This is a genomic window from Halobaculum sp. P14 (assembly GCF_051195155.1).
Lineage (GTDB): Archaea > Halobacteriota > Halobacteria > Halobacteriales > Haloferacaceae > JBNTKA01.
The window spans coordinates 28764-47560 of the sequence record NZ_JBNTKB010000007.1 but is presented as its reverse complement, the minus strand read 5'-3'; the positions used below and the strand labels follow the sequence as shown (position 1 = coordinate 47560).

General features: G+C 71.4%; 19 protein-coding genes. 10 read left to right on the top strand and 9 right to left on the bottom strand.

Features of this window, described 5'->3' with window-relative positions; genetic code table 11:
* Positions 1 to 4 precede the first annotated feature (4 nt).
* The 6 genes from ACQUS7_RS13165 to ACQUS7_RS13140 all read right to left on the bottom strand — a co-directional run bounded on the left by ACQUS7_RS13165 (position 5) and on the right by ACQUS7_RS13140 (position 5699).
* Positions 5 to 334: a cupin domain-containing protein gene (locus ACQUS7_RS13165; RefSeq protein ID WP_435147594.1), complete on the bottom strand. Its 330-nt coding sequence runs from the start codon at positions 332 to 334 to the stop codon at positions 5 to 7.
* Between the two features lie 159 nt (positions 335 to 493).
* Positions 494 to 1360: a hypothetical protein gene (locus tag ACQUS7_RS13160; RefSeq protein ID WP_435147592.1), complete on the bottom strand. Its 867-nt coding sequence runs from the start codon at positions 1358 to 1360 to the stop codon at positions 494 to 496.
* Between the two features lie 137 nt (positions 1361 to 1497).
* Positions 1498 to 1827: a DUF7126 family protein gene (locus tag ACQUS7_RS13155; RefSeq protein ID WP_435124664.1), complete on the bottom strand. Its 330-nt coding sequence runs from the start codon at positions 1825 to 1827 to the stop codon at positions 1498 to 1500.
* A 148-nt stretch (positions 1828 to 1975) separates the two neighbouring features.
* Entirely contained in the window at positions 1976 to 2893 is a 918-nt protein-coding gene (gene guaA / locus ACQUS7_RS13150) for a glutamine-hydrolyzing GMP synthase (protein ID WP_435147589.1), read from the bottom strand.
* Positions 2893 to 4557, bottom strand: coding sequence for a CTP synthase (locus tag ACQUS7_RS13145; RefSeq protein ID WP_435124668.1), 1665 nt, complete (start codon positions 4555 to 4557; stop codon positions 2893 to 2895). Before ACQUS7_RS13145 ends, guaA begins: the two co-directional genes overlap by 1 nt.
* Positions 4558 to 4673: 116 nt before the next feature.
* A complete protein-coding gene (locus tag ACQUS7_RS13140) occupies positions 4674 to 5699 on the bottom strand; it encodes a hypothetical protein (RefSeq protein WP_435147587.1) in 1026 nt (341 codons plus the stop codon).
* Positions 5700 to 5811: 112 nt separating this feature from the next.
* Here ACQUS7_RS13140 and ACQUS7_RS13135 point away from each other — a divergent pair, with 112 nt between their 5' ends.
* The 4 genes from ACQUS7_RS13135 (at position 5812) to cofC (ending at position 9658) form a co-directional block, all read left to right on the top strand.
* Positions 5812 to 6723 (top strand): complex I NDUFA9 subunit family protein, encoded by a 912-nt coding sequence (locus ACQUS7_RS13135; RefSeq protein ID WP_435147585.1) that lies wholly within the window; start codon positions 5812 to 5814, stop codon positions 6721 to 6723.
* A 359-nt stretch (positions 6724 to 7082) separates the two neighbouring features.
* Positions 7083 to 8264 (top strand): tubulin/FtsZ family protein, encoded by a 1182-nt coding sequence (locus tag ACQUS7_RS13130; RefSeq protein ID WP_435124676.1) that lies wholly within the window; start codon positions 7083 to 7085, stop codon positions 8262 to 8264.
* Positions 8233 to 9027, top strand: a complete 795-nt coding sequence (locus ACQUS7_RS13125) for a hypothetical protein (RefSeq protein WP_435147582.1) — start codon at positions 8233 to 8235, stop codon at positions 9025 to 9027. The genes ACQUS7_RS13130 and ACQUS7_RS13125 overlap by 32 nt, the downstream gene beginning before the upstream one ends.
* Positions 9028 to 9031: 4 nt before the next feature.
* Complete coding sequence (cofC, locus tag ACQUS7_RS13120) at positions 9032 to 9658, top strand: 2-phospho-L-lactate guanylyltransferase (protein WP_435147580.1); 627 nt, start codon at positions 9032 to 9034, stop codon at positions 9656 to 9658.
* Positions 9659 to 9661: 3 nt separating this feature from the next.
* Here cofC and ACQUS7_RS13115 read toward each other — a convergent pair whose 3' ends face one another.
* The gene (locus ACQUS7_RS13115; RefSeq protein WP_435147578.1) at positions 9662 to 10327 is read right to left on the bottom strand and encodes an alpha/beta hydrolase; all 666 of its coding nucleotides are present in this window, start codon (positions 10325 to 10327) and stop codon (positions 9662 to 9664) included.
* Positions 10320 to 11366 (bottom strand): ring-cleaving dioxygenase, encoded by a 1047-nt coding sequence (locus ACQUS7_RS13110; protein WP_435147576.1) that lies wholly within the window; start codon positions 11364 to 11366, stop codon positions 10320 to 10322. Before ACQUS7_RS13110 ends, ACQUS7_RS13115 begins: the two co-directional genes overlap by 8 nt.
* Before the next feature lie 225 nt (positions 11367 to 11591).
* Here ACQUS7_RS13110 and cofG point away from each other — a divergent pair, with 225 nt between their 5' ends.
* From cofG to uppS, 4 genes are all read left to right on the top strand, one after another.
* A complete protein-coding gene (gene cofG / locus ACQUS7_RS13105; RefSeq protein ID WP_435147783.1) occupies positions 11592 to 12824 on the top strand; it encodes a 7,8-didemethyl-8-hydroxy-5-deazariboflavin synthase subunit CofG in 1233 nt (410 codons plus the stop codon).
* A 119-nt stretch (positions 12825 to 12943) separates the two neighbouring features.
* Positions 12944 to 13822 (top strand): mechanosensitive ion channel family protein, encoded by an 879-nt coding sequence (locus ACQUS7_RS13100; RefSeq protein ID WP_435147574.1) that lies wholly within the window; start codon positions 12944 to 12946, stop codon positions 13820 to 13822.
* A 138-nt stretch (positions 13823 to 13960) separates the two neighbouring features.
* The gene (locus tag ACQUS7_RS13095) at positions 13961 to 14833 is read left to right on the top strand and encodes a mechanosensitive ion channel family protein (RefSeq protein WP_435147572.1); all 873 of its coding nucleotides are present in this window, start codon (positions 13961 to 13963) and stop codon (positions 14831 to 14833) included.
* A 166-nt stretch (positions 14834 to 14999) separates the two neighbouring features.
* Positions 15000 to 15944, top strand: a complete 945-nt coding sequence (gene uppS, locus ACQUS7_RS13090) for a polyprenyl diphosphate synthase (RefSeq protein WP_435147570.1) — start codon at positions 15000 to 15002, stop codon at positions 15942 to 15944.
* Positions 15945 to 16037: 93 nt separating this feature from the next.
* On the opposite strand, the gene ACQUS7_RS13085 is transcribed toward uppS, so the two are convergent.
* The gene (locus tag ACQUS7_RS13085) at positions 16038 to 16646 is read right to left on the bottom strand and encodes an undecaprenyl diphosphate synthase family protein (RefSeq protein ID WP_435147568.1); all 609 of its coding nucleotides are present in this window, start codon (positions 16644 to 16646) and stop codon (positions 16038 to 16040) included.
* Between the two features lie 157 nt (positions 16647 to 16803).
* Between ACQUS7_RS13085 and ACQUS7_RS13080 the strand changes: the two genes are divergently transcribed.
* Together ACQUS7_RS13080 and ACQUS7_RS13075 are read left to right on the top strand one after the other, a co-directional pair.
* Positions 16804 to 18171: a DUF92 domain-containing protein gene (locus tag ACQUS7_RS13080; RefSeq protein ID WP_435124699.1), complete on the top strand. Its 1368-nt coding sequence runs from the start codon at positions 16804 to 16806 to the stop codon at positions 18169 to 18171.
* A complete protein-coding gene (locus tag ACQUS7_RS13075; RefSeq protein ID WP_435147566.1) occupies positions 18168 to 18767 on the top strand; it encodes a GNAT family N-acetyltransferase in 600 nt (199 codons plus the stop codon). The genes ACQUS7_RS13080 and ACQUS7_RS13075 overlap by 4 nt, the downstream gene beginning before the upstream one ends.
* Positions 18768 to 18797 lie beyond the last annotated feature (30 nt).

The following is an 18797-nucleotide window of genomic DNA, read 5'->3' as shown; positions in this document are numbered from 1 at the left end:
AGACTCAGCCGCTTCCGGGGAGCGGGCAGAGGCTCGCGGTGAACGCGGCCTGTTCGTCGGTGTCGTTGCGGGCGCCGTGGACCGCGCCGCGCTCGTGGTGTACGACGCCCGGCGCCGACACGTCGGCCTCCTCGTCGCCGCGGAGCACCGTGACGGTGCCGTCGACGACGTGGAACACGTTCGTGCTGTCGCCGTGTTCGTGCGGGTCGAGCGCCGCGCCCGCCCCGAGCACGAACGCCTTCACGAGCACGTCGTCGGTGACGACGACTTCCGCGGAGGCGACGTCGCCGTCCGCCGGGTCCAGTTCCGCGAGTACGTCGGTGAGTTCGTCCACGTACGTGAACGGCTCCGCCGAAGCAAAAACGTCGGTGGGTGCGTCCGCGAGGCCCCCCAGCCCCGCGGTCACCCGTCGTCCGTGCGTCGTGTGCCTCTCCCCGGTCGCCCGGGGCCCCTGTCGCGTCTCGATTCGCCGCCCGTTCGTCGGCGCGTCAGTTCACTGCCGGCCGTCGCCGTTGCCGTGTCCGTTGGAACCGCTGTTTCCGGGGCTGTCACCGGATTCGGTTTCCGCGCCGTCAGTCTCGTCCGTCTCGTCGTCTTCCGCGTCGCTGCCCTCGCTGTCGTCGCCGTCGTCGCTGTCGTCCGCGCCTGACTGTCCGGCGTGCTCGGGCGGCCCGCGCTCGTCGTCGGACTCGGTTTCGTTCGCCGAGTCGGTGGCGTTCGCGGGCGGCCCGCGCTCGTGCTCGTCGTCTTCGTCAGTCGCGTTTGCCGACTCGTTCGTCGGACCGCCTGCGTGGTCCGGGCGCGCGTCGCCGGCGGCGGCCGCGCTCACGGCCGTCCCGAGCGACGTGTTGCGGTCGCCCGCGAGGTAGGCGTTGATGACCGCGTGGATGCGCTCGACGCGGTCCGGGACGGCGGCGGGCATGTCGGTCGGCGGCCCGCGCGTCTCGTTGTCCGTCTCGTTCTCGGCGGCGTCGTCCTCGACTGCCTGGAACCCGCCGTCGACGAGGCTCAGCGTGCCGTTCTCGACGGCGTACGTGAACTCGCCGGTGACGTTCTCGGCGGCCGCGGTCACGGTGAACTCCGAGGCGTTCGTCTCGAACGTCACCGCGCCGTCGGCGCCGGTCGTCCCGACGGAGTCGCCCTCGACGCTGACGGCGACCCCCTCGGCGGCCGAGCCGTTCGCCGTCACGACGAACGTCACGGTTCCGTTGTCGATGCTCGCGTCGGCCTCGTAGTCGGAGGCGTCCGCGGACGTGTCCGCTGACACGGTTCCTGTTCCAGTTCCGGTCGCTGCGGTACCGGCGCCGGCGCTCACCAGGAGCGCAGCGACGGTGACCGCGAGCAGTCGTCGGACGTTCATCGCGGTCGATGCCACGCCCCCCGACCTCTTGAAGGGGGTAAACGCCGAACCTGAATTCAGGGGTTTCGCGGGCGTCTAAAGCCGGATTAAGCTCGATTAACCGTCGACCGAGGCGGTTGGCGCCGGCGCGCCCCCGGCTACTCCGCGAGCTCTTCGGCGACGACGTCGGCGGCGAGCAGCCCCGGGTCGACGGCGAGGTCGGTCTGTCCCTTCGCGAACTCCGGGAGCGACTCACGCGCGTAGACGACGGCGCGGACGTCCGGGTTCCGGTCTTTCGCGACCGCGATGCTCGTCGCCTCTTCGAGGTCGGTCAGGACGTACAGCGCCGCGTCCGCGATGCCGGCGTCGTCGAGGTCGGCGCCGCTGACGACGCCCTCCAGCCGCGTCACGCCGACCCCGACCGATTCGAGGGCCGCGCCGATACCGTCCTCGTCGGGGCCGGCGACGACGGCCGAAATCGTTGTCATGGCTGTACACAGCGCGGCTGCGCGGAAAAACTGACCGCCTTCGCCGTGCGGCACGGTGGCACAGGCCGGCGTCCGTCGGCGTAGTGGCGGCGGCGTACTGGTGTCCGTGGCGGCCGGCGGCGTGCTCCTCTTCGATGGTCGCGGCGGCTTACTCGTATTCGATGGTCGCCGGCGGCTTGTGCGTGACGTCGTAGACGACGCGGGCGACGTTGTCGTTCGCGCCGGTGATGCGGCTCTGGATGCGCTGGAGCGTCTCCCACGGGAGGTTCTGGGCGCGGGCGGTCATGCCGTCGCGGCTCTCCACCGACCGGACCGAGACGACCCAGCCGTGGACGCGGTTGTCGCCTTTCACGCCCGTCGCCTTCCCGATGACGGCGGCGAACGCCTGCCACGGCTCGTGTTCTTCGGTCTCCGCTTCGACGACGTGGCACGCCTCGCGCGCCACCTCCAGTTTCTCCTCGGTGACCTCGCCGACGATGCGGACGGCGAGCCCCGGCCCCGGGAACGGCATGCGCTCGGAGACGACGGCTTCGAGGTCGAGCGCGCGCGCGACCTCGCGGACCTCGTCTTTGTACAGGTCACGGACCGGCTCGACGATGCCGTCGAAGTCGACGACGTCCGGCAGCCCGCCGACGTTGTGGTGGCTCTTGATGTTCCCCTCGGACTCGATGCGGTCCGGGTAGATGGTGCCCTGCACGAGGTAGTCGGCGTCGGTGTCTTTCGCCTCGCGTTCGAACTCCCGGATGAACTGTTCGCCGATGACGTGCCGCTTCTCCTCCGGGTCGGTGACGCCGTCGAGCGCGTCCAGGAACCGGTCTTGCGCCTCGACGACGCGGAGCGAGTCCATGTAGGCGAACGTCTCGCGAATCTGGGCGGTCTCCCCCTTCCGCATCAGCCCGGTGTCGACGTACACCGGCGTGAGCTGGTCGCCGATGGCGCGGTAAGCGAGCGCCGCCGCGACCGACGAGTCGACGCCGCCCGACAGCGCGATGACCGCGTTCGCGTCGCCGACCTCGTCGCGGATTTCCGCGGTGGCGTCGGCGATGAACTCCTCGACGTCCACCATCAGGCGCTCACCTCCTCGTCGGCCGCGGCGGCGCCGTCCCGCGGGTCCGTGTCGTCGAGGACGGCGTCGAGCAGCCCGACGAACGGCGGCGACGCCCGGTCCGGCCGCGACCGGAACTCGGGGTGGAACTGCGTCCCGATGAAGTACGGGTGGTCGTCGCGCTCGACGATCTCCATCCGGCGGCCGGCAGTCCCGGAGAACGTCAGGTCGCCGGCGGTGAGTTCGTCGATGTACTCGGGGTTCACCTCGTAGCGGTGGCGGTGCCGCTCCGTACAGGAGTCGTCGCCGTACACCTCGGCGGCGAGCGTCCCCGGCTCGATGTCGGTGTCGTGCGCGCCGAGCCGCATCGTGCCGCCCATCTCCTCTTCGTCCTCCTGTTCGGGCAGCAGGTCGATGACCGGGTACGGCGTCTCCGGCTCGAGTTCGGCGGAGTTCGCCTCCTCCCAGCCGAGGACGTTCCGGGCGTGTTCGACGACCGCCATCTGGAAGCCGAGACACAGCCCGAGGAACGGCACGTCGTTCTCGCGGGCGAACCGAATCGCCTCGACTTTCCCCTCCGTGCCGCGCGACCCGAAGCCGCCGGGGACGACGACGCCGTCCGCCTCCCGGAGCCGGTCGGCGTGCTCGCCGCCCACTTTGTCGGCGTTCACCCAGACGACGTTCACGTCGACGCCGTGCTCCAGCCCGGCGTGTTTCAGCGCCTCGTGGACCGACATGTAGGCGTCCTCGAGGTCGTACTTGCCGACGAGCGCGACGTCGACCTCGCCGGTGCGTTCGCGCGTCACGAGTTCGCGCCACCGCGACTCGCGCTCGGACTCCGGCAGCGCCTCGTCCGCGAGGCCGAGCCGGTCCATGACGTGCTCGTCGAGCCCCTCCTCTTCGACGACCAGCGGGACGTGGTAGACGTCGTCGACGTCGGGGTTCGAGAACACGGCGTCCGTCGGGACGTCGCAGAACAGCGCGATCTTCTCCTTCGTGCTGTCGTCCAGTTCGTCTTCGCACCGGCCGACCAGGACGTCCGGCTGCAGCCCGATGCTGCGCAGCTCCTTCACGGAGTGCTGTGTCGGCTTCGTCTTCTGCTCGCCGTTCTTCGAGTACGGGACGAGCGTGACGTGCGTGAACAGGACGTTCTCTTCGGGCTCCTCGTGGGCGAACTGCCGGAGCGCCTCCAGGTACGGCATCCCCTCGATGTCGCCGACGGTGCCGCCGATTTCGACGATGCAGACGTCGGTGCCGGCGGCAGCCTCGCGGATGCGCCGCTTGATGTCGTCGGTGATGTGCGGGATGACCTGCACCGTCTTCCCGAGGTAGGCGCCGGCGCGCTCCTTCTCGATGACGTGCTTGTACGTCTTCCCGGTGGTGACGTTGTGGTCGGAGGTCATGTCGACGCCCAGGAACCGCTCGTAGTTCCCGAGGTCGAGGTCGACCTCGCCGCCGTCTTTCAGCACGTACACCTCGCCGTGCTGATACGGATTCATGGTGCCCGCGTCCACGTTGAGATACGGGTCGATTTTGACTGCCGTTACGTCGAAGCCTGCGTTGGCGAGCAGGCGACCGGTGGAGGCGGCGGTGATGCCCTTGCCCAACCCGGACATCACCCCGCCGGTGACGAAGATGAATTTGCGACCCAGACTCGGGTCGTACCCCGTCTCCTCTGTCGGCATACTGACCGTGCGTCAGGGTTCAGGAAAACCGTTTCGGAGCGAGCACGGAACTGGCCGAACGGTCGGACCGCCGGCCGGCCACCGGCCGCAGCACCACGGCACCGCGTCTTCCGGGGTCAGTCCTCGCGCGGCCCGCGGATGTCGCCGCCGCTCCTGCCGGCGACGAACTGGCCGGCCGCCTGCGTCCGGCTGCTCACCGCGCTCACACGCAGCACGTACACCGACAGCAGCGTGAACGGCGCGAGCGCGACGACGTGCACCGTGACGATGAGGTAGTGGCTCTGCGGCAGCCGATTCAGGTGCAGCAGCGCGAACGACACCAGCCCGATGGTCGGCAGGCTCACGACGACGAGGTTCCGCGAGAGCCGCGCGAACTCCTGGCGCATGTACACCGTCTTGAAGTACTCGCGGGCGGTCGCGAAGTACTGGAGCAGCGTCAGCAGCTCGTCGATGCGGTCCTCCGCGCGCTCGTCGAGCGCGTCGCCGTACTCGGCGCGCAGCCCCCGGAGGTCGTTTATCTGGCGGTCGTGGTCGTAGTCCATCGTCGCCAGCATCACGTCGAACGTCGTCGCGCCGCCGTCCAGCTCCCGGTTCATCTCGCCGGTCTCCGCCGACAGCGACGACACGTACGCGTCGACGTCGGCGCGGACGTCCACGTCGACGGCGCGGAGCTCGTCCTGCAGCTGCTGGGCGCGTTCGAGCACCTCCGCCGACAGCACCCGCAGCAGCCGTTCGGGCGCGGCGGGCGCGTGGTCGAGCCCCGCGACGTCTTCCAGGCGACGGCGGTACTCGACGACGCTCTGCACCCGACCGAACTGCTGAGGAAGCGTGTTCTGCTCCTGGCTCACGAACAGCGAACTCACGGAGACGACGATAGAGACCAGGAGGAAGTTCCCGGACAGGAACGTCGACACCAGCGGAACCACGGTGTGCCGCTCCGCGAGCGCCGTCTCGACTTCGACGACGGCCAACAGCGCGTGGCCGACCGGGCCGAGCACGACGAACAGCAGCGCGAGCAGCGCCGCCGTCACCCACCACCGCGACCCGTCGAGCAACACCCACGTCCACGCGCGGCGGAGCGCCGTCCGCGGCCCGGACGGCTGCTCCGGGTTCGGCGGCGCCTCCTTCCCGTCGACGACCATGGGCCGTCCGAGAGGCTCCGGCGGCAAAGCCGTTCGGAAAGCGGACGCCGCCGACCGCGGCTGCGCGTCACGCCCGCACCTTTACGGTGTCTCCGCCCCACCTGTAGACGATATGCGAGTAGTCGTCGCCGGCGGCTCCGGCTTCATCGGGACGCACCTGTGTACCGAACTGGACGACCGCGGCCACGACGTCGTCGCGCTGTCGCGCTCGCCCGGCGACGCCGACCTGCCCGACGGCGTCGTCGAGAAGACGGGCGACGTGACCGACTACGACACGCTTGTCGGGCCGGTCGAGTCGGCCGACGTCGTCGTGAACCTCGTGGCGCTCTCGCCGCTGTTCACGCCGGACGGCGGCAACGAGATGCACGACGTGCTCCACCGGCAGGGGACCGAGAACCTCGTGCGCGCCGCGGAGGCGGCCGGCGTCGACCGGTTCGTCCAGCTGTCGGCGCTCGGCGCGGACCCGGACGGCGACACGCACTACATCCGCGCGAAGGGGCGCGCCGAGGAGGCGGTCCGGTCGTCCGAACTCGCGCACGTCATCCTGCGGCCCTCGGTCGTGTTCGGCGAGGGCGGCGAGTTCGTCTCGTTCACGAAGCGGCTGAAGGGGCTGTTCGCGCCGGGCGTCCCGGTGTACCCGCTGCCGGGCGGCGGGAAGACCCGGTTCCAGCCCATCTGGGTCGGCGACGTCGCGCCGATGATCGCCGACGCCGTCGCGGAGGACGAACACCGCAACGAGACGTACGAACTCGGCGGCCCGGAGGTGTTGACGCTCCGCGAAATCACGAACCTGGTGTACGAGTCGGAGGGGAAGTCGGTCACCGTCGTCGGCCTCCCGATGGCGATGGCGAAACTCGGGCTGACCGTCCTCGGCGCGCTGGGCTTCCCGATGGGGCCGGACCAGTACCGGTCGCTGCAGTTCGACAACACGACCGACGACAACGACGTCGACGCGTTCGGCGTCTCCGAGGCGGACCTGACGTCGTTCGCGGCGTACCTCGGCGTCGCCGACGAATCGGACTGACGCCGCCGAGCCGAACTCGGCCGGTGGTCGGCGGCCGACGAGAGGGGGTCCGTGATGGGACCAACGGCTGTTCGTGTCTCTGCGCGCGCGACCGGACCGCGGCGCGCGCGACGCCCCGATTTGGCCGTCGCGGACCGGAACGAGTCAGTTCTGGGTGCTGTCTGACGAAAGGTATAAATGACAGGTCGGTGCCGGGCGGCCGGCCGGTTCGTGCGTGGGAATGCCACGGTGTGGGTCGGTTCTGTCGTGCGGTTTCGGGGGCGGTTCACCCCTGTTTCGGCGTCTCATGGATGATACCCGCATCACAAACCTTTTATCCGCGCTCCGACTGTTTCTCGGCTAATGAGGAGGGGAGACGCATGAAACTGGCACTCATCGGTTTCGGCCAGGCGGGGGGGAAGATCGTCGACAAGTTCGTCGCCTACGACCAGCGCACGGGCTCGGACATCGTCCGTGCCGCGGTCGCCGTCAACACCGCGAAAGCGGACCTGATGGGGCTCGAAAACATCCCGAAGGACCAGCGGGTCCTCATCGGGCAGAGTCGAGTCAAGGGGCACGGCGTCGGCGCGGACAACGAACTCGGCGCGGAGATCGCCGAGGAGGACATCGACGAAGTTCAGGGGGCCGTCGATTCCATTCCGGTCCACGAGGTCGACGCGTTCCTCGTGATTTCGGGGCTCGGCGGTGGGACCGGCTCCGGCGGCGCGCCGGTGCTCGCGAAGCACCTCAAGCGCATCTACACCGAACCCGTCTACGGGCTCGGCATCCTGCCCGGCAGCGACGAGGGCGGCATCTACACGCTGAACGCCGCGCGGTCGTTCCAGACGTTCGTCCGTGAGGTGGACAACCTCATGGTGTTCGACAACGACGCGTGGCGGAAGACCGGCGAGTCGGTCTCCGGCGGCTACGACGAGATCAACGAGGAGATCGTCAAGCGGTTCGGCATCCTGTTCGGCGCCGGCGAAGTCGACGCCGGCCAGGAGGTCGCCGAGTCCGTCGTCGACTCCAGCGAAATCATCAACACGCTCAGCGGCGGCGGCGTCTCCACGGTCGGCTACGCCTCCGAGGAGGTCGAAGAGTCGTCCTCCGGCGGGCTGCTCTCGCGGCTCACCGGCAGCGAGGAGAGCGACGACAGCCTCGACACCGCGCACACGACGAACCGCATCACGTCGCTGGTGCGGAAGGCGGCGCTCGGCCGGCTCACGCTGCCGTGCGAAATCGAGGGTGCAGAGCGCGCGCTGCTCGTCATGGCGGGGCCGCCCGAGCACCTGAACCGGAAGGGCATCGAACGCGGCCGGAAGTGGCTCGAAGAGCAGACCGGCTCGATGGAGGTTCGCGGCGGCGACTACCCGGTGAGCGGCTCCGGGTTCGTCGCGGCCGTCATCCTGCTGTCGGGCGTCACGAACGTTCCGCGCATCAAGGAGCTGCAGCAGGTGGCTATCGAGGCGCAGGACAACATCGACGAGATCCGCGAGGAGAGCGACGACAACCTCGATAACCTGGTCAGTGATGACGAAGACGAACTTGAGTCACTCTTCTAAACTGCTCGCGGCCCTCGCCATGTTCGCCCTCCTCACCGCTGCCGTCGCCCCGGCTGCGGCGGTTTCGGTCGCGTCGACGGACGCGCCGGACACCGGTGAGGTCGGCACGCAGGTGACCGCGACAGTCACGCTCGACGCGCTGTACAAGGACCCGTCGCTCGAACAGTGGCAACTCGCCGGCTCCACCGGGCTGAACAACGTCACGTGGACCGTGACGTGGTACGACCAGACCGGCGCGAAGGTGAACCAGCAGTCGTTCGACGGCGGGAACTTCTCCGGCGCCACCGTCAGCGCAGCGGAGAACCACGCCGAGGTGCAGGTGAAGGTGACCGGGACCGTCCCGGCCATCGAGCAGTTCAGCTACGAGCCGCAACAGCAGTTCCTGCTCGTCGAACTGCAGCAGACCCGGTCCGGCGGCACGTCCAACGAGATCCTGTCGCGGACCGCGACGCACTACACCGAAGACAGCAGGGAGGCGCGGCAGGCGCTCGACGCCGCGGCGGCCGCCATCGACGCCGCCGGGAACGCGCCGGAGGCGTCGAAGACGTTCGACAACGCCGTCTCGGCGTACAACGCCGGTAACTTCGACAACGCCATCGACCTGGCGAACACCGCCGAGAAGCAGGCGAAACAGGCTCAGAGCGCCCAGCAGCGGAACCGGCTCATCATGTACGGCGTCGCTGCGCTCGTCGTCGTCGCGCTCGTCGTCGGCGGCGTCCTGTACTGGCGCTCCCAGCAGGACAGCTACGACAAACTCGGCTGACGCGATGCGCGTCCTCGTGCCGTTCGCGGCCGAGCGGCCGAAGACGCGGCTCGCCGACGCGCTGTCGCGGCCGGAGCGCCGGTCGTTCGCGGCCGCGATGCTCGACGACGTGCTCGCGGCGCTCCGCGGCGCGGGCTTCTCGCCGGAGCTTCTCACGACCGAGCGGGTTGACCGCGACGTCACACAGACCGTCGACGAGCGCCCGCTCACCGCCGCCGTCAACGACGCGCTCGCGGAGCACGGCGCCGGCCCCGACGACCCGGTCGGCGTCGTGATGGCGGACCTCGCGCTCGCGACGCCGCGCGCCGTCTCCCGGCTGTCCGCCGGCGGCGACGTCGTCGTCGCGGCGGGTCGCGGCGGCGGCACGAACGCGCTCGCCGTTCGCCACCCGGCGTTCCGCGTGGACTACCACGGCGCCTCCTTCCTCGACCATCTCCGGGCCGCCCGCCGCGTCGGCGCCTCCGTCCGCGAACTGGACTCCCGGCGGCTCGCCGTCGACGTCGACGAGCGCGCGGACCTCGCGGAGGTGCTGCTGCACGGCGACGGCGCGGCCCACGACTGGCTGCGGGACGCCGGCTTCGAACTCGACGCCGACGGCGGCCGCGTCACGGCGACGCGGACGCGCCGCTGAGAATCAGCGCTCGGATTCGAGGCTGGTGACGACGCCTTTCGCCGCGCCGAGTTCGTCGCGGTTGACGGTGTGGCCCATGCCCTCGTAGATGCGTTCGTCGACGTCGGCGCCGAGGTCGTCGAGGACGTCGCGGGTCTCGTGGACCCGTTCGAGCGGGATGTGCGGGTCGACGTCGGAGCAGCCGAGGAACACCGGGGTGCCGTCGAGGCTGCCGTCGTACTCGCGCGGCGTTCCCTCGGGGCCGATGAGGCCGCCGGAGAACGCGATGAGGCCGCCGTACCGGCGGGCGTTCCGCGCGACGAACTCCGAGGAGAGACAGGCGCCCTGCGAGAAGCCGAGCAGCGCGACGCGCTCGGCGCCGACCGCCGCGGCGGCGTCGTCGACGAGCGCGCCGACGGCTTCGAGCGCGGAGTCGAGCCACGGCTGGTTCTCCGCCAGCGGCTCCATGAACGACCGCGGGTACCACGTGTTCTGCGCCGCGGCCGGCGCGAGGTAGGCGACGTGGTCGGTGCCGAACTCCTCGGCCATCCCGAGGACGCTGTGCGGGGACGCGCCGCGGCCGTGGACGAGCACGACGGCCGCGCGGGCCTCGTCGAGGTCGGCGCCGGCGGTCGTCACGGGCTGTCCGCCGTGCGGGCCGCTGACGCCGTCGAGCGACGGCTCAGTCATCGGCGGGCACCTCCTCGTCGCCGGCGTCGGCATCGCCGCCGGCGCTGTCACCGGCCTCATCGTCGCCGGCGTGGTCACCGGCTCCGTCGTCGCTCGCCTCGAAGACGTCCAGTTCGGGCAGCGCGGATTCGATGCGGTCGCGGTCGTCCTCCAGCCACTCGGGGAGCCGGAGCCCGGAGCCGAGTTCCGCGACGGACTCGTCGGCGGTGAAGCCGGGGCCGTCCGTGGCGAACTCGAAGAGGACGCCGCCGGGCTCGCGGAAGTAGATGGAGCGGAAGTACTGGCGGTCTTTCACTTCGGTGGCGTGCAGCCCGCGGTCGCGGAGCGCCGCCTGCCACGCCGTCTGCGTCTCGTCGTCGGGGACGCTGAAGGCGACGTGGTGGACGGAGCCGATGCCGTTGCCGGCGCGGCCCGCGTCGGGCCGCTCCACGAGGTCGACGACGGCGGCGTGGTCGCCGGCGCCGCGGAACCGGACGCGGTCGCCGGCCTCGTCGACGCGGTCGAACCCCATGAACTCCAGCAGGTCGGCGGTCGGCTCGGCGTCAGCGAGCCGGAGCGAGACGCTGTGGAACCCCCGAATCTGGTGTTCGGCTGGAACCGGGGAGCCGTCCCACGGCTCGACGCTTCCGAACGCGTCCGTCTCCACCAGTTCGAGCTCCTGCCCGTCCGGGTCGGTGAACGGGAGGACGCGGCTCCCGAACCGGGTTTCGGGCTCGCGGACCGACGCGTCGGCGTCGCTGAGGCGGTCGCGCCAGTAGTCGATGCTGCCCGCCGGGACGGCGAACCCGGTCGCCGACACCTCGCCGGTGCCGCTCGGGCCGCGGCGGCCCTCGCCGAACGGGAAGACGGTGTAGGCGGTGCCGGGCTGGCCGGTCTCGTCGCCGTAGTAGAGGTGGTAGGTGCCGGCGTCGTCGAAGTTCACGGTGCGCTTGACGAGTCGGAGCCCGAGCGCGTCCCGGAAGAACCGGACGTTCGCCTCGGGGTCGCCAGACATCACCGTGACGTGGTGAAGCCCGTCGATGGGCTGTAGTTGCGTCATGATACTACGTACGGCGCTCCCCGGGATAAGTACTCGCTGACCGGGCCGTTAGCCGGTGACGTCCGTGTCACCGGGCGCCCGGACGCTTCCGCAGGCCGAACCGCCGGCTCGGCGACCGGAGCCGGCCGCCGCCGCGTCTCCGGGACCGACCAGTTTTTGGCGGTCGCTGCGCCACCTCCAGTCGTGTCTCTCGACGGCGTCGCGGACGCGGCGGACGCGGTCACCGTGAGCGCGGACGCCGGCGGCGGCGTCTCGGTCGCGGTCGACGACGACGCCGTCGACCGCCTGCTGTCCGTCACGCCGGCCGACGTCGACGCCGCCGCGGAGCTGACGTTCGCGCGGAACGTGTTCTTGCCGCTCACGACGGCCTGCCGGTACACCTGCACGTACTGCACCTACTACGACCCGCCCGGGGAGGCGTCGCTCATGTCGCCGGAGGCGGTCCGCGAGCAGTGCCGCGTCGGCGCCGACGCGGGCTGTACGGAGGCGCTGTTCACGTTCGGCGACCGGCCCGACGACCGCTACACCGAGATTTTCGACCGGCTCGACGACTGGGGGTTCGACTCGCTGCTCGACTACCACGTCCGCGCCTGCGAAATCGCGCTGGAGGAGGGGCTGTTGCCGCACTCGAACCCGGGCGACCTCGACGAGGCGGCGTTCCGCCGGCTCCGCGACGTGAACGCCTCGATGGGCGTGATGCTGGAGACGACCGCCGACGTCGACGCCCACGGCGGCTCGCGGCGGAAGACGCCCGCCCAGCGGCTGGCCACGATTCGCGCCGCCGGCGAGGCGCGCGTCCCGTTCACGACCGGCATCCTCGTCGGCATCGGCGAGGACTGGCGCGACCGCGCCGAGTCGCTGCTCGCGATTCGGGCGCTCCACGAGCGGTACGGCCACGTCCAGGAGGTCATCGTCCAGCCGGTCGTCCCGAACGACCGCTCCGACTTCGACGCGCCGTCGACCGAGACGATGCGCCGCGTCACGGCGATGGCGCGCGCGGCGCTGCCGGAGTCGGTGTCGGTGCAGTCCCCGCCGAACCTCGCGCCCGTCGCGGACCTGCTGGACTGCGGCGTCGACGACCTCGGCGGCGTCTCCCCGGTGACGGACGACTACATCAACCCCGACTACGCCTGGCCGGCGCTCCGGGAACTCCGCGACGTCGCCGACGCCGGCGGCGTCCCGCTGTACGAGCGCCTCCCGGTCCACGACCGCTTCCTCCCCGACCGCTTCCGCCGCGACGACGTCGCCGCCGCGACGGTTCCCGCCGCCGATTCGCGCGAAGACGCCGACTCGCCTCGCGAGGACGCTGATTCGACGCGCGAGGACGCGGACCGGTGGCTCCACGGCGACGTCCCGGCGGCGCTCGCCGGCGACGACGTCCACGCCGCCCGGTTCCGCGACGTGGCCCGCCGCGACGGCCCGCTCTCGACGGACCCCGGCGCCGCCGCTGACGAGTAGCCGGCCGTCGCCGTAGCGCCGCCTCGCCCCGCGCTCTCTCTGCGGACTCCGGCTGCGCTGCCCCGAATCCGTGGGTTCACACACCGCCTTTTCCGCGGCCGACGAAGCCGGAGCCACGGATGACTCCGCCCGAGGTGCTCCCGGCGTTCCCCGTCGCGTTCGCGGTTCGCGTGACGGCCGGCGGTGTCGCGGCGCTCGTCGTCGCTGCGGCGGCTCGGGCGCTCTCCGGGCCGGTGGTGCGACGCATCGTCGCGACGCCGGCGGCCCGCGGCGTCGACGAGACCGCCGGGAGCCTGCTCGTCTCCGTCTGCCGCGCGGCCGGCTACGTCGCCGCCGCCGTCGTCGGCTTCACGGTCGCCGGCTTCGGGACGTTCCTCGCGGCGCTCACGACGCTCGGCTCGGCGGCGGCGCTCGCCGGCGGCTTCGCCGCGCAGGACCTGCTGTCGAACCTCGTCGCCGGCGCGTTCATCATCAGAGACGAGCCGTTCGCGGTCGGCGACTGGATCCGGTGGGCCGACGGCCGCGAGGGCCGCGTCGAGGACGTCGGGCTGCGCGTCACGCGCGTCCGCACGTACGACGACGAGCGTATCACGGTGCCGAACAGCCGGCTCGCGAACCAGGAGGTGACGAACCCGGTCGCGTACGGCCGGCTCCGCGAGGAGTTCCTGTTCCAGGTGAACTACGACGACGACCCCGCGGAGCTGATGGCGGCGATTCGCGAGGAGGCCGCCGGCGTCGACGCCATCCTCGACGACCCCGCCCCGGAGGTCCGCGTCGAGTCGCTCGCGCCGTCGTACCTCGAACTCAACGCCGTCTTCTGGGTCGACACGCCCGACGGCGACCACGTCGCCCGCGTCAAAACCGACCTCGCGGTCGCCGTCCAGCGCCGCTTCGACGCCGAGGGCTACGAGATGCCGGGGCCGCAGCGCGTCCTCTCGGGCGACCTCTCGGTGGATCTCGGCGCGGCGCGCGACGGCTCGGTCGTCGCCGAGGAGTGACCGGGTGCGGCGTAGGGTGACCGGGAGCGCCGAGTCGGATTCGTCCGCGTCGGCCGCTGCGGAGGCTGTCCGGTCGCGGCCTGGGGCCCGCCGCGCCGCCAGTAGTTTCTTTAAAAACACTCCCGTACGGATGTGCGAATGGAGCCAGTTGTGCTGCAGGCGGGCGTCGACGTCGCTGCACTGAGCCGGCAACTACAGGGGTACGTCGACAACGCGGTCGGCTTCGTCGTCGGCTTCGCGCTCACGTACCTCCTGGGGCGGTACGTGTTGGCGCCGCTGATTCGGCGGGTGCTGTCGGCCCGCGGCTTCGACGAGTCGATGCGCGGCCTCACCGACAGCCTCGTCGCCGCGGTCGTCGTCGTCCTCGCCGTCTCAATCGGGTTCATGGCCGCGGGGTTCCCGCGGTTCCTGACGGCCGCGGCGACGCTCGGCGGCGCGCTCGCGCTCGCGGTCGGCTTCGCCGCGCAGGACCTCGTCGGCAACTTCGTCGCCGGCGTCTTCATCATCAAAGACGAGCCGTTCGAGGTCGGCGACTGGATCGAGTGGGACGGCAACGGCGGCCGCGTCGAGGACGTCGACCTGCGCGTCACGCGCGTCCGCACCTTCGACAACGAACGCATCACGGTGCCGAACGGCGACCTCGCGAACAACGCCATCACGAACCCGGTCGCGTACGACACGCTCCGGCAGAAGTTCACGTTCGGCATCGGCTACGACGACGACATCGACCACGCCACCGACTGCCTCGTCGAGGAGGCGGAGGCGCACGACGAAATCCTGGACGACCCCGCGCCGTCCGTCCGCGTCACCGAACTCGGCGACTCCGCCGTCGGCCTGCAGAGCCGCTTCTGGATCGCGGACCCCGACCGCGGCGACTTCGTCCGGGTCCGCTCGGAGTACGTCCAGGCCGTCAAGGAGCGGTTCGACGAGGAGGGCATCGACATGCCGTACGTCTACCGGCAGCTCACCGGCGAGGTCGAGGTGCTCGAACAGGTCGCCGACGAGCCGTAGCGGCGCCGTCTTGGCGACACCTCCCGGCGCCATTGTCCTCGCCGCCCACCCCGGTTTCGCTTTCTCGGTCGTCCGCCGGCTGAGCCGGCTTCGGGCACGCGCCCTCTCGGCCGGCCGCGCGGGTCTCACAAGACACATATTCCGTGACGCCCCAGGGGGACGCAGAGTGAGCCTCCGTTCGCGTCTCCGCGACGCCGTCGACCGCGGCTACGAGGCCGTGCTCCGCCGCGAGGTCGACGGCGCGCCGGCGCACGTCGCCATCATCCAGGACGGCAACCGCCGGTACGCCCGCGAACGCGGCGGCGACGCCCCCGACGGCCACCGCGCCGGCGCCGACACCACCGAGCAGGTGCTGGAGTGGTGCGCCGACCTCGGCGTCGCGGAGCTGACGCTGTACGCCTTCTCCACCGAGAACTTCGACCGGCCGGACGACGAACTGGAGCCGCTGTTCGACCTGCTGGAGGCGAAACTGCGAGAGTTCGCTGACGCCGACCGCATCCACGACCAGGAGGTGTGCGTCCGCGCGCTCGGCGACGTCGCGATGCTGCCCGAGCGCGTCCGCGACGCCGTCGACTACGCCGAACGCCGCACCGCCGGCTACGACGAGTTCACGCTGAACGTCGCGCTCGCGTACGGCGGCCGGAACGAACTGCTCGGCGCGGTCCGGGACGTCGCCCGCGACGTCGACGCCGGCGACCTCTCTCCGGACGACGTCGACGTCGCGGAGGTGGAGTCGCGGCTGTACCGCCGGCCGGTCCGCGACGTCGACCTCATCATCCGCACCGGCGGCGACGAGCGCACCTCGAACTTCCTGCCGTGGCACGCCAACGGCAACGAGGCCGCCGTCTACTTCTGCACGCCGTACTGGCCGGAGTTCAGCAAGCTCGACCTGCTGCGCGGCATCCGGACGTACGAGGCGCGCGAGCAGTCGTGGCGCCGGAGCCGCGCGGAGCGCGCCGCCGCGCTCGTCCGGGCGCTCGCCGACGTCGAGGTCGCGGAGACGCGCCGCGTCGCCGCCCGCCTCCGCGAAACCCTGCCGGGCGACGCCGACGCCGTCGACGAGGCGCTCGACGCCGACGCCGCCGCGGAGACCGCCGAGACGGCGGACTGACGCGGGAAGCGAAGCCGACGACGAAGCCGGCAGCGAAGCCGGACGGGGAGCCGGGTGGCCGACGTCTTCACCGGGCCGGCACCGGCGTCGGCGTCACCGGCCGAAGCGGCGCTGTCTGTTCTGGAAGTCGAGGACTGCGCGGAGGTAGTCGCGCCGGCGGAAGTCGCGCCAGTTCACGTCGGTGAAGTACAGCTCCGAGTAGACCGACTGCCAGATGAGGAAGTCGGAGAGCCGCTCGGCGCCGGTCTTGATGACGAGGTCCGGCTCCTCCGGGAAGACGAGCCGCCGTTCGATGTCGGTCTCGTCGACGTCCTCGGGGGCGAGGTCGCCGGCGTCGACCGCCTCGGCGACGTCGCGGACCGCGGCGGCGAACTCCCGCTTCCCGCCGAGGCCGATGTTGACCCGAATCGGGGCGTCTGCGCGCTCGGTGTCGCCGGGCGTCCGCACCGCGACGCGGCGCGGCGCGTCGACCTCCGCGAGTTCGCGGGCGATGGTGTCGACGACCGCCTCGTCGAGCACCGACACGGAGACCGTGACGCGGTCGGCGCCGTACTCGAACGCCCAGCCCAGAAACGTCTCGACCGTCTCGTAGGCGCCCTGCTCCAGCAGGTCGCGCTCCGTGATGACGACCGCGACGTGCCGCGGCGGCGACGCCTCGTGCAGCCGGTGTCGAACCGCGAGGTACGTGTCGTACAGCCCCACGTTTGCTGCACCTGCGCCGCTGTCGCTCAAAAGGCTGTCTCTCGGCGCCGACCCGGTTCCTGTCCGCTGTTTCGTTCCTGTTCGGCGGCTCACACGCCGCTCGCCGCGGAACACCCCAGTCGGGACCGTTAAGTGACCGTCCGCGGAATCCCTCGGCGTGACACACCGACTCCGGCGAGCCGGGGGGTTCGCGGCCGTCTCCACGCTGGCGGTGGCGGCGCCCGCGCTCGGCTCGGCGGCCGCAGTCCCGTTCGCCGTCGTCGCCGTGCTCGCGGCGTTCGTCGTCGACGACGGCCGGCTGTTCGAGCTGTTCGCCCGTCCCGGCGACTTCGAGGACGGCAGACTCAACGGGCTCGCCGGCTTCGCGCTCGCCGCGACCGGACTCGGGATTCTCACCGCTATCGGCGGCCCGAACACGCCCCCGCTTCCGACGACGGTGTACGCCGCCGCCGTCGTCACGCTGGCGTACGGCAACCTCGGCCGCGAGTTCGTCCGGCAGTACACGGCCGACGAGTTCGCGACGACCGCCGGCTTCGTCGCCGCCGGCTTCGTCGCCGGCACCGCCGCGCAGGCCGCAACTGCGTTCGTCGCCGACGCCTTCGCGGTGGCGGCCGTCCCCGAGTACGCGTTCCTCGCGGTGGTCGGCGGGCTCGCCGCGGCGCTGCTGCGGTCGATGCTGTTCACCCGCGACGACCCGCTCGTGATGGTCTCCGTCGGCTTCCTGCTGTGGCTGCTGTCGGCGCTGACGCCGACCGCCGCCGCGTCGGTCGTCGCCGCCGGGCTCGCCGTCGCGGTCGCGCTCGGCTGGCTGTCGTACGCGCTCGACGCCGCCTCCGTCCCCGGGATGCTGACCGGCGTGCTGCTGTGCGTCCTCACGGTCGTGCTCGGTGACTACGGCTGGTTCGCGACGCTGCTCACGTTCTTCGGCGTCGGCGCGCTCTCCACGAAGTTCCGGTACGAGCAGAAGGAGCGCCGCGGCGTCGCCGAGGAGAACGAGGGCGCGCGCGGCTCCGGGAACGTCCTCGGGAACGCCGCGGTCGCGCTGTTCGCCGTCGTCGCGTACGCCGCAGCCGTCCGGTTCGTGCCGTCGGTCGACGTCGCGGGCGTCGGCGTCCCGACGCTGCTCGCGTACGCGTTCGCCGGCTCCGTCGCGGTCGCGCTCGCCGACACGCTCTCGTCGGAGATTGGCGGGCTGTTCGACGAGCCGCGGCTCGTCACGACGCTCGAACGGGTCGAACCCGGCACCGACGGCGCCGTCACGTGGCAGGGCGAGGTCGCGGGCGTCCTCGGCGCGCTCCTCGTCGCCGTCGTCGCCGTCCTGTTCATGCCGGTCGACGCGTCCGTCGGCGCCGTCGCGGTCGTCGTCGCCGCCGGCGTCGTCGGCATGACCGTCGACAGCGTCCTCGGCGCCACCGTCGAGGGCGACACCGTCGGCAACCAGGCCGTGAACTTCTCCGCGACGCTCTCGGGCGCGCTCGCCGGCATCGTCTTCGGCCTGCTCGCGTCGCTGCTCGGTGCGCTGTGACGGTGCCGCCGGAGTCGCCGCCCGACGCGCCCGATGCGCCCGACTCGCCCGCCGCTCGCCACCCGGTCAGCTACGGCTCCGTCGGCGATGCCGCGGCGCTGCAGGCGCTTCAGGCGCACCTGCGGGAGCCGAGCCCCGACCTGCTCCGCTACGGCCTCACCACCAGTTCGGTGTTCGTGACGGACGCCGGCGGCGTCCCGGTCGGCTACCTCCTCGCGACCGGCGACCCAGGCAACCGCCACCTCGCGGAGCTCGTCGTCCACCCCGACCACCGCCGCGAGGGCCGAGCACGCGCCCTGCTGGACGCGGTCTGCCGCGCGTCGGAGGGACGCGTGACGCTGCTCGTCCACCCCGAGAACGACGCCGCCATCGCGCTGTACGACGAGTTCGGGTTCGCAATCCGGCGGCGCCGCCCCGACTTCTACGACGACGGCGACACCGACGCGCTGCTGCTGGCGCGCGACGCCGCAGACTACGGCTCCGATTCCGACTCTGTTTCCGATTCTGCTTCCGCTTCCGCTTCTGATTCTGCTTCCGCTTCTGGCTCAGACTCGGAATCCGACCCCGACGCCGCTTCGTCGTCGCGGCCGTCGTAGCGGAGGCCCGTGTCGGTGTCGACGGCTGCC

Excerpts from the sequence above, each read along its gene's own strand:
- ACQUS7_RS13160 (WP_435147592.1), bottom strand. The coding sequence starts at position 1,360 with ATGAACGTCCGACGACTGCTCGCGGTCACCGTCGCTGCGCTCCTGGTG.
- ACQUS7_RS13155 (WP_435124664.1), bottom strand. The coding sequence starts at position 1,827 with ATGACAACGATTTCGGCCGTCGTCGCCGGCCCCGACGAGGACGGTATC.
- guaA (WP_435147589.1), bottom strand. The coding sequence starts at position 2,893 with ATGGTGGACGTCGAGGAGTTCATCGCCGACGCCACCGCGGAAATCCGC.
- ACQUS7_RS13145 (WP_435124668.1), bottom strand. The coding sequence starts at position 4,557 with ATGCCGACAGAGGAGACGGGGTACGACCCGAGTCTGGGTCGCAAATTC.
- ACQUS7_RS13140 (WP_435147587.1), bottom strand. The coding sequence starts at position 5,699 with ATGGTCGTCGACGGGAAGGAGGCGCCGCCGAACCCGGAGCAGCCGTCC.
- ACQUS7_RS13135 (WP_435147585.1), top strand. The coding sequence starts at position 5,812 with ATGCGAGTAGTCGTCGCCGGCGGCTCCGGCTTCATCGGGACGCACCTG.
- ACQUS7_RS13130 (WP_435124676.1), top strand. The coding sequence starts at position 7,083 with ATGAAACTGGCACTCATCGGTTTCGGCCAGGCGGGGGGGAAGATCGTC.
- ACQUS7_RS13125 (WP_435147582.1), top strand. The coding sequence starts at position 8,233 with ATGACGAAGACGAACTTGAGTCACTCTTCTAAACTGCTCGCGGCCCTC.
- cofC (WP_435147580.1), top strand. The coding sequence starts at position 9,032 with ATGCGCGTCCTCGTGCCGTTCGCGGCCGAGCGGCCGAAGACGCGGCTC.
- ACQUS7_RS13115 (WP_435147578.1), bottom strand. The coding sequence starts at position 10,327 with ATGACTGAGCCGTCGCTCGACGGCGTCAGCGGCCCGCACGGCGGACAG.
- ACQUS7_RS13110 (WP_435147576.1), bottom strand. The coding sequence starts at position 11,366 with ATGACGCAACTACAGCCCATCGACGGGCTTCACCACGTCACGGTGATG.
- ACQUS7_RS13100 (WP_435147574.1), top strand. The coding sequence starts at position 12,944 with ATGACTCCGCCCGAGGTGCTCCCGGCGTTCCCCGTCGCGTTCGCGGTT.
- ACQUS7_RS13095 (WP_435147572.1), top strand. The coding sequence starts at position 13,961 with ATGGAGCCAGTTGTGCTGCAGGCGGGCGTCGACGTCGCTGCACTGAGC.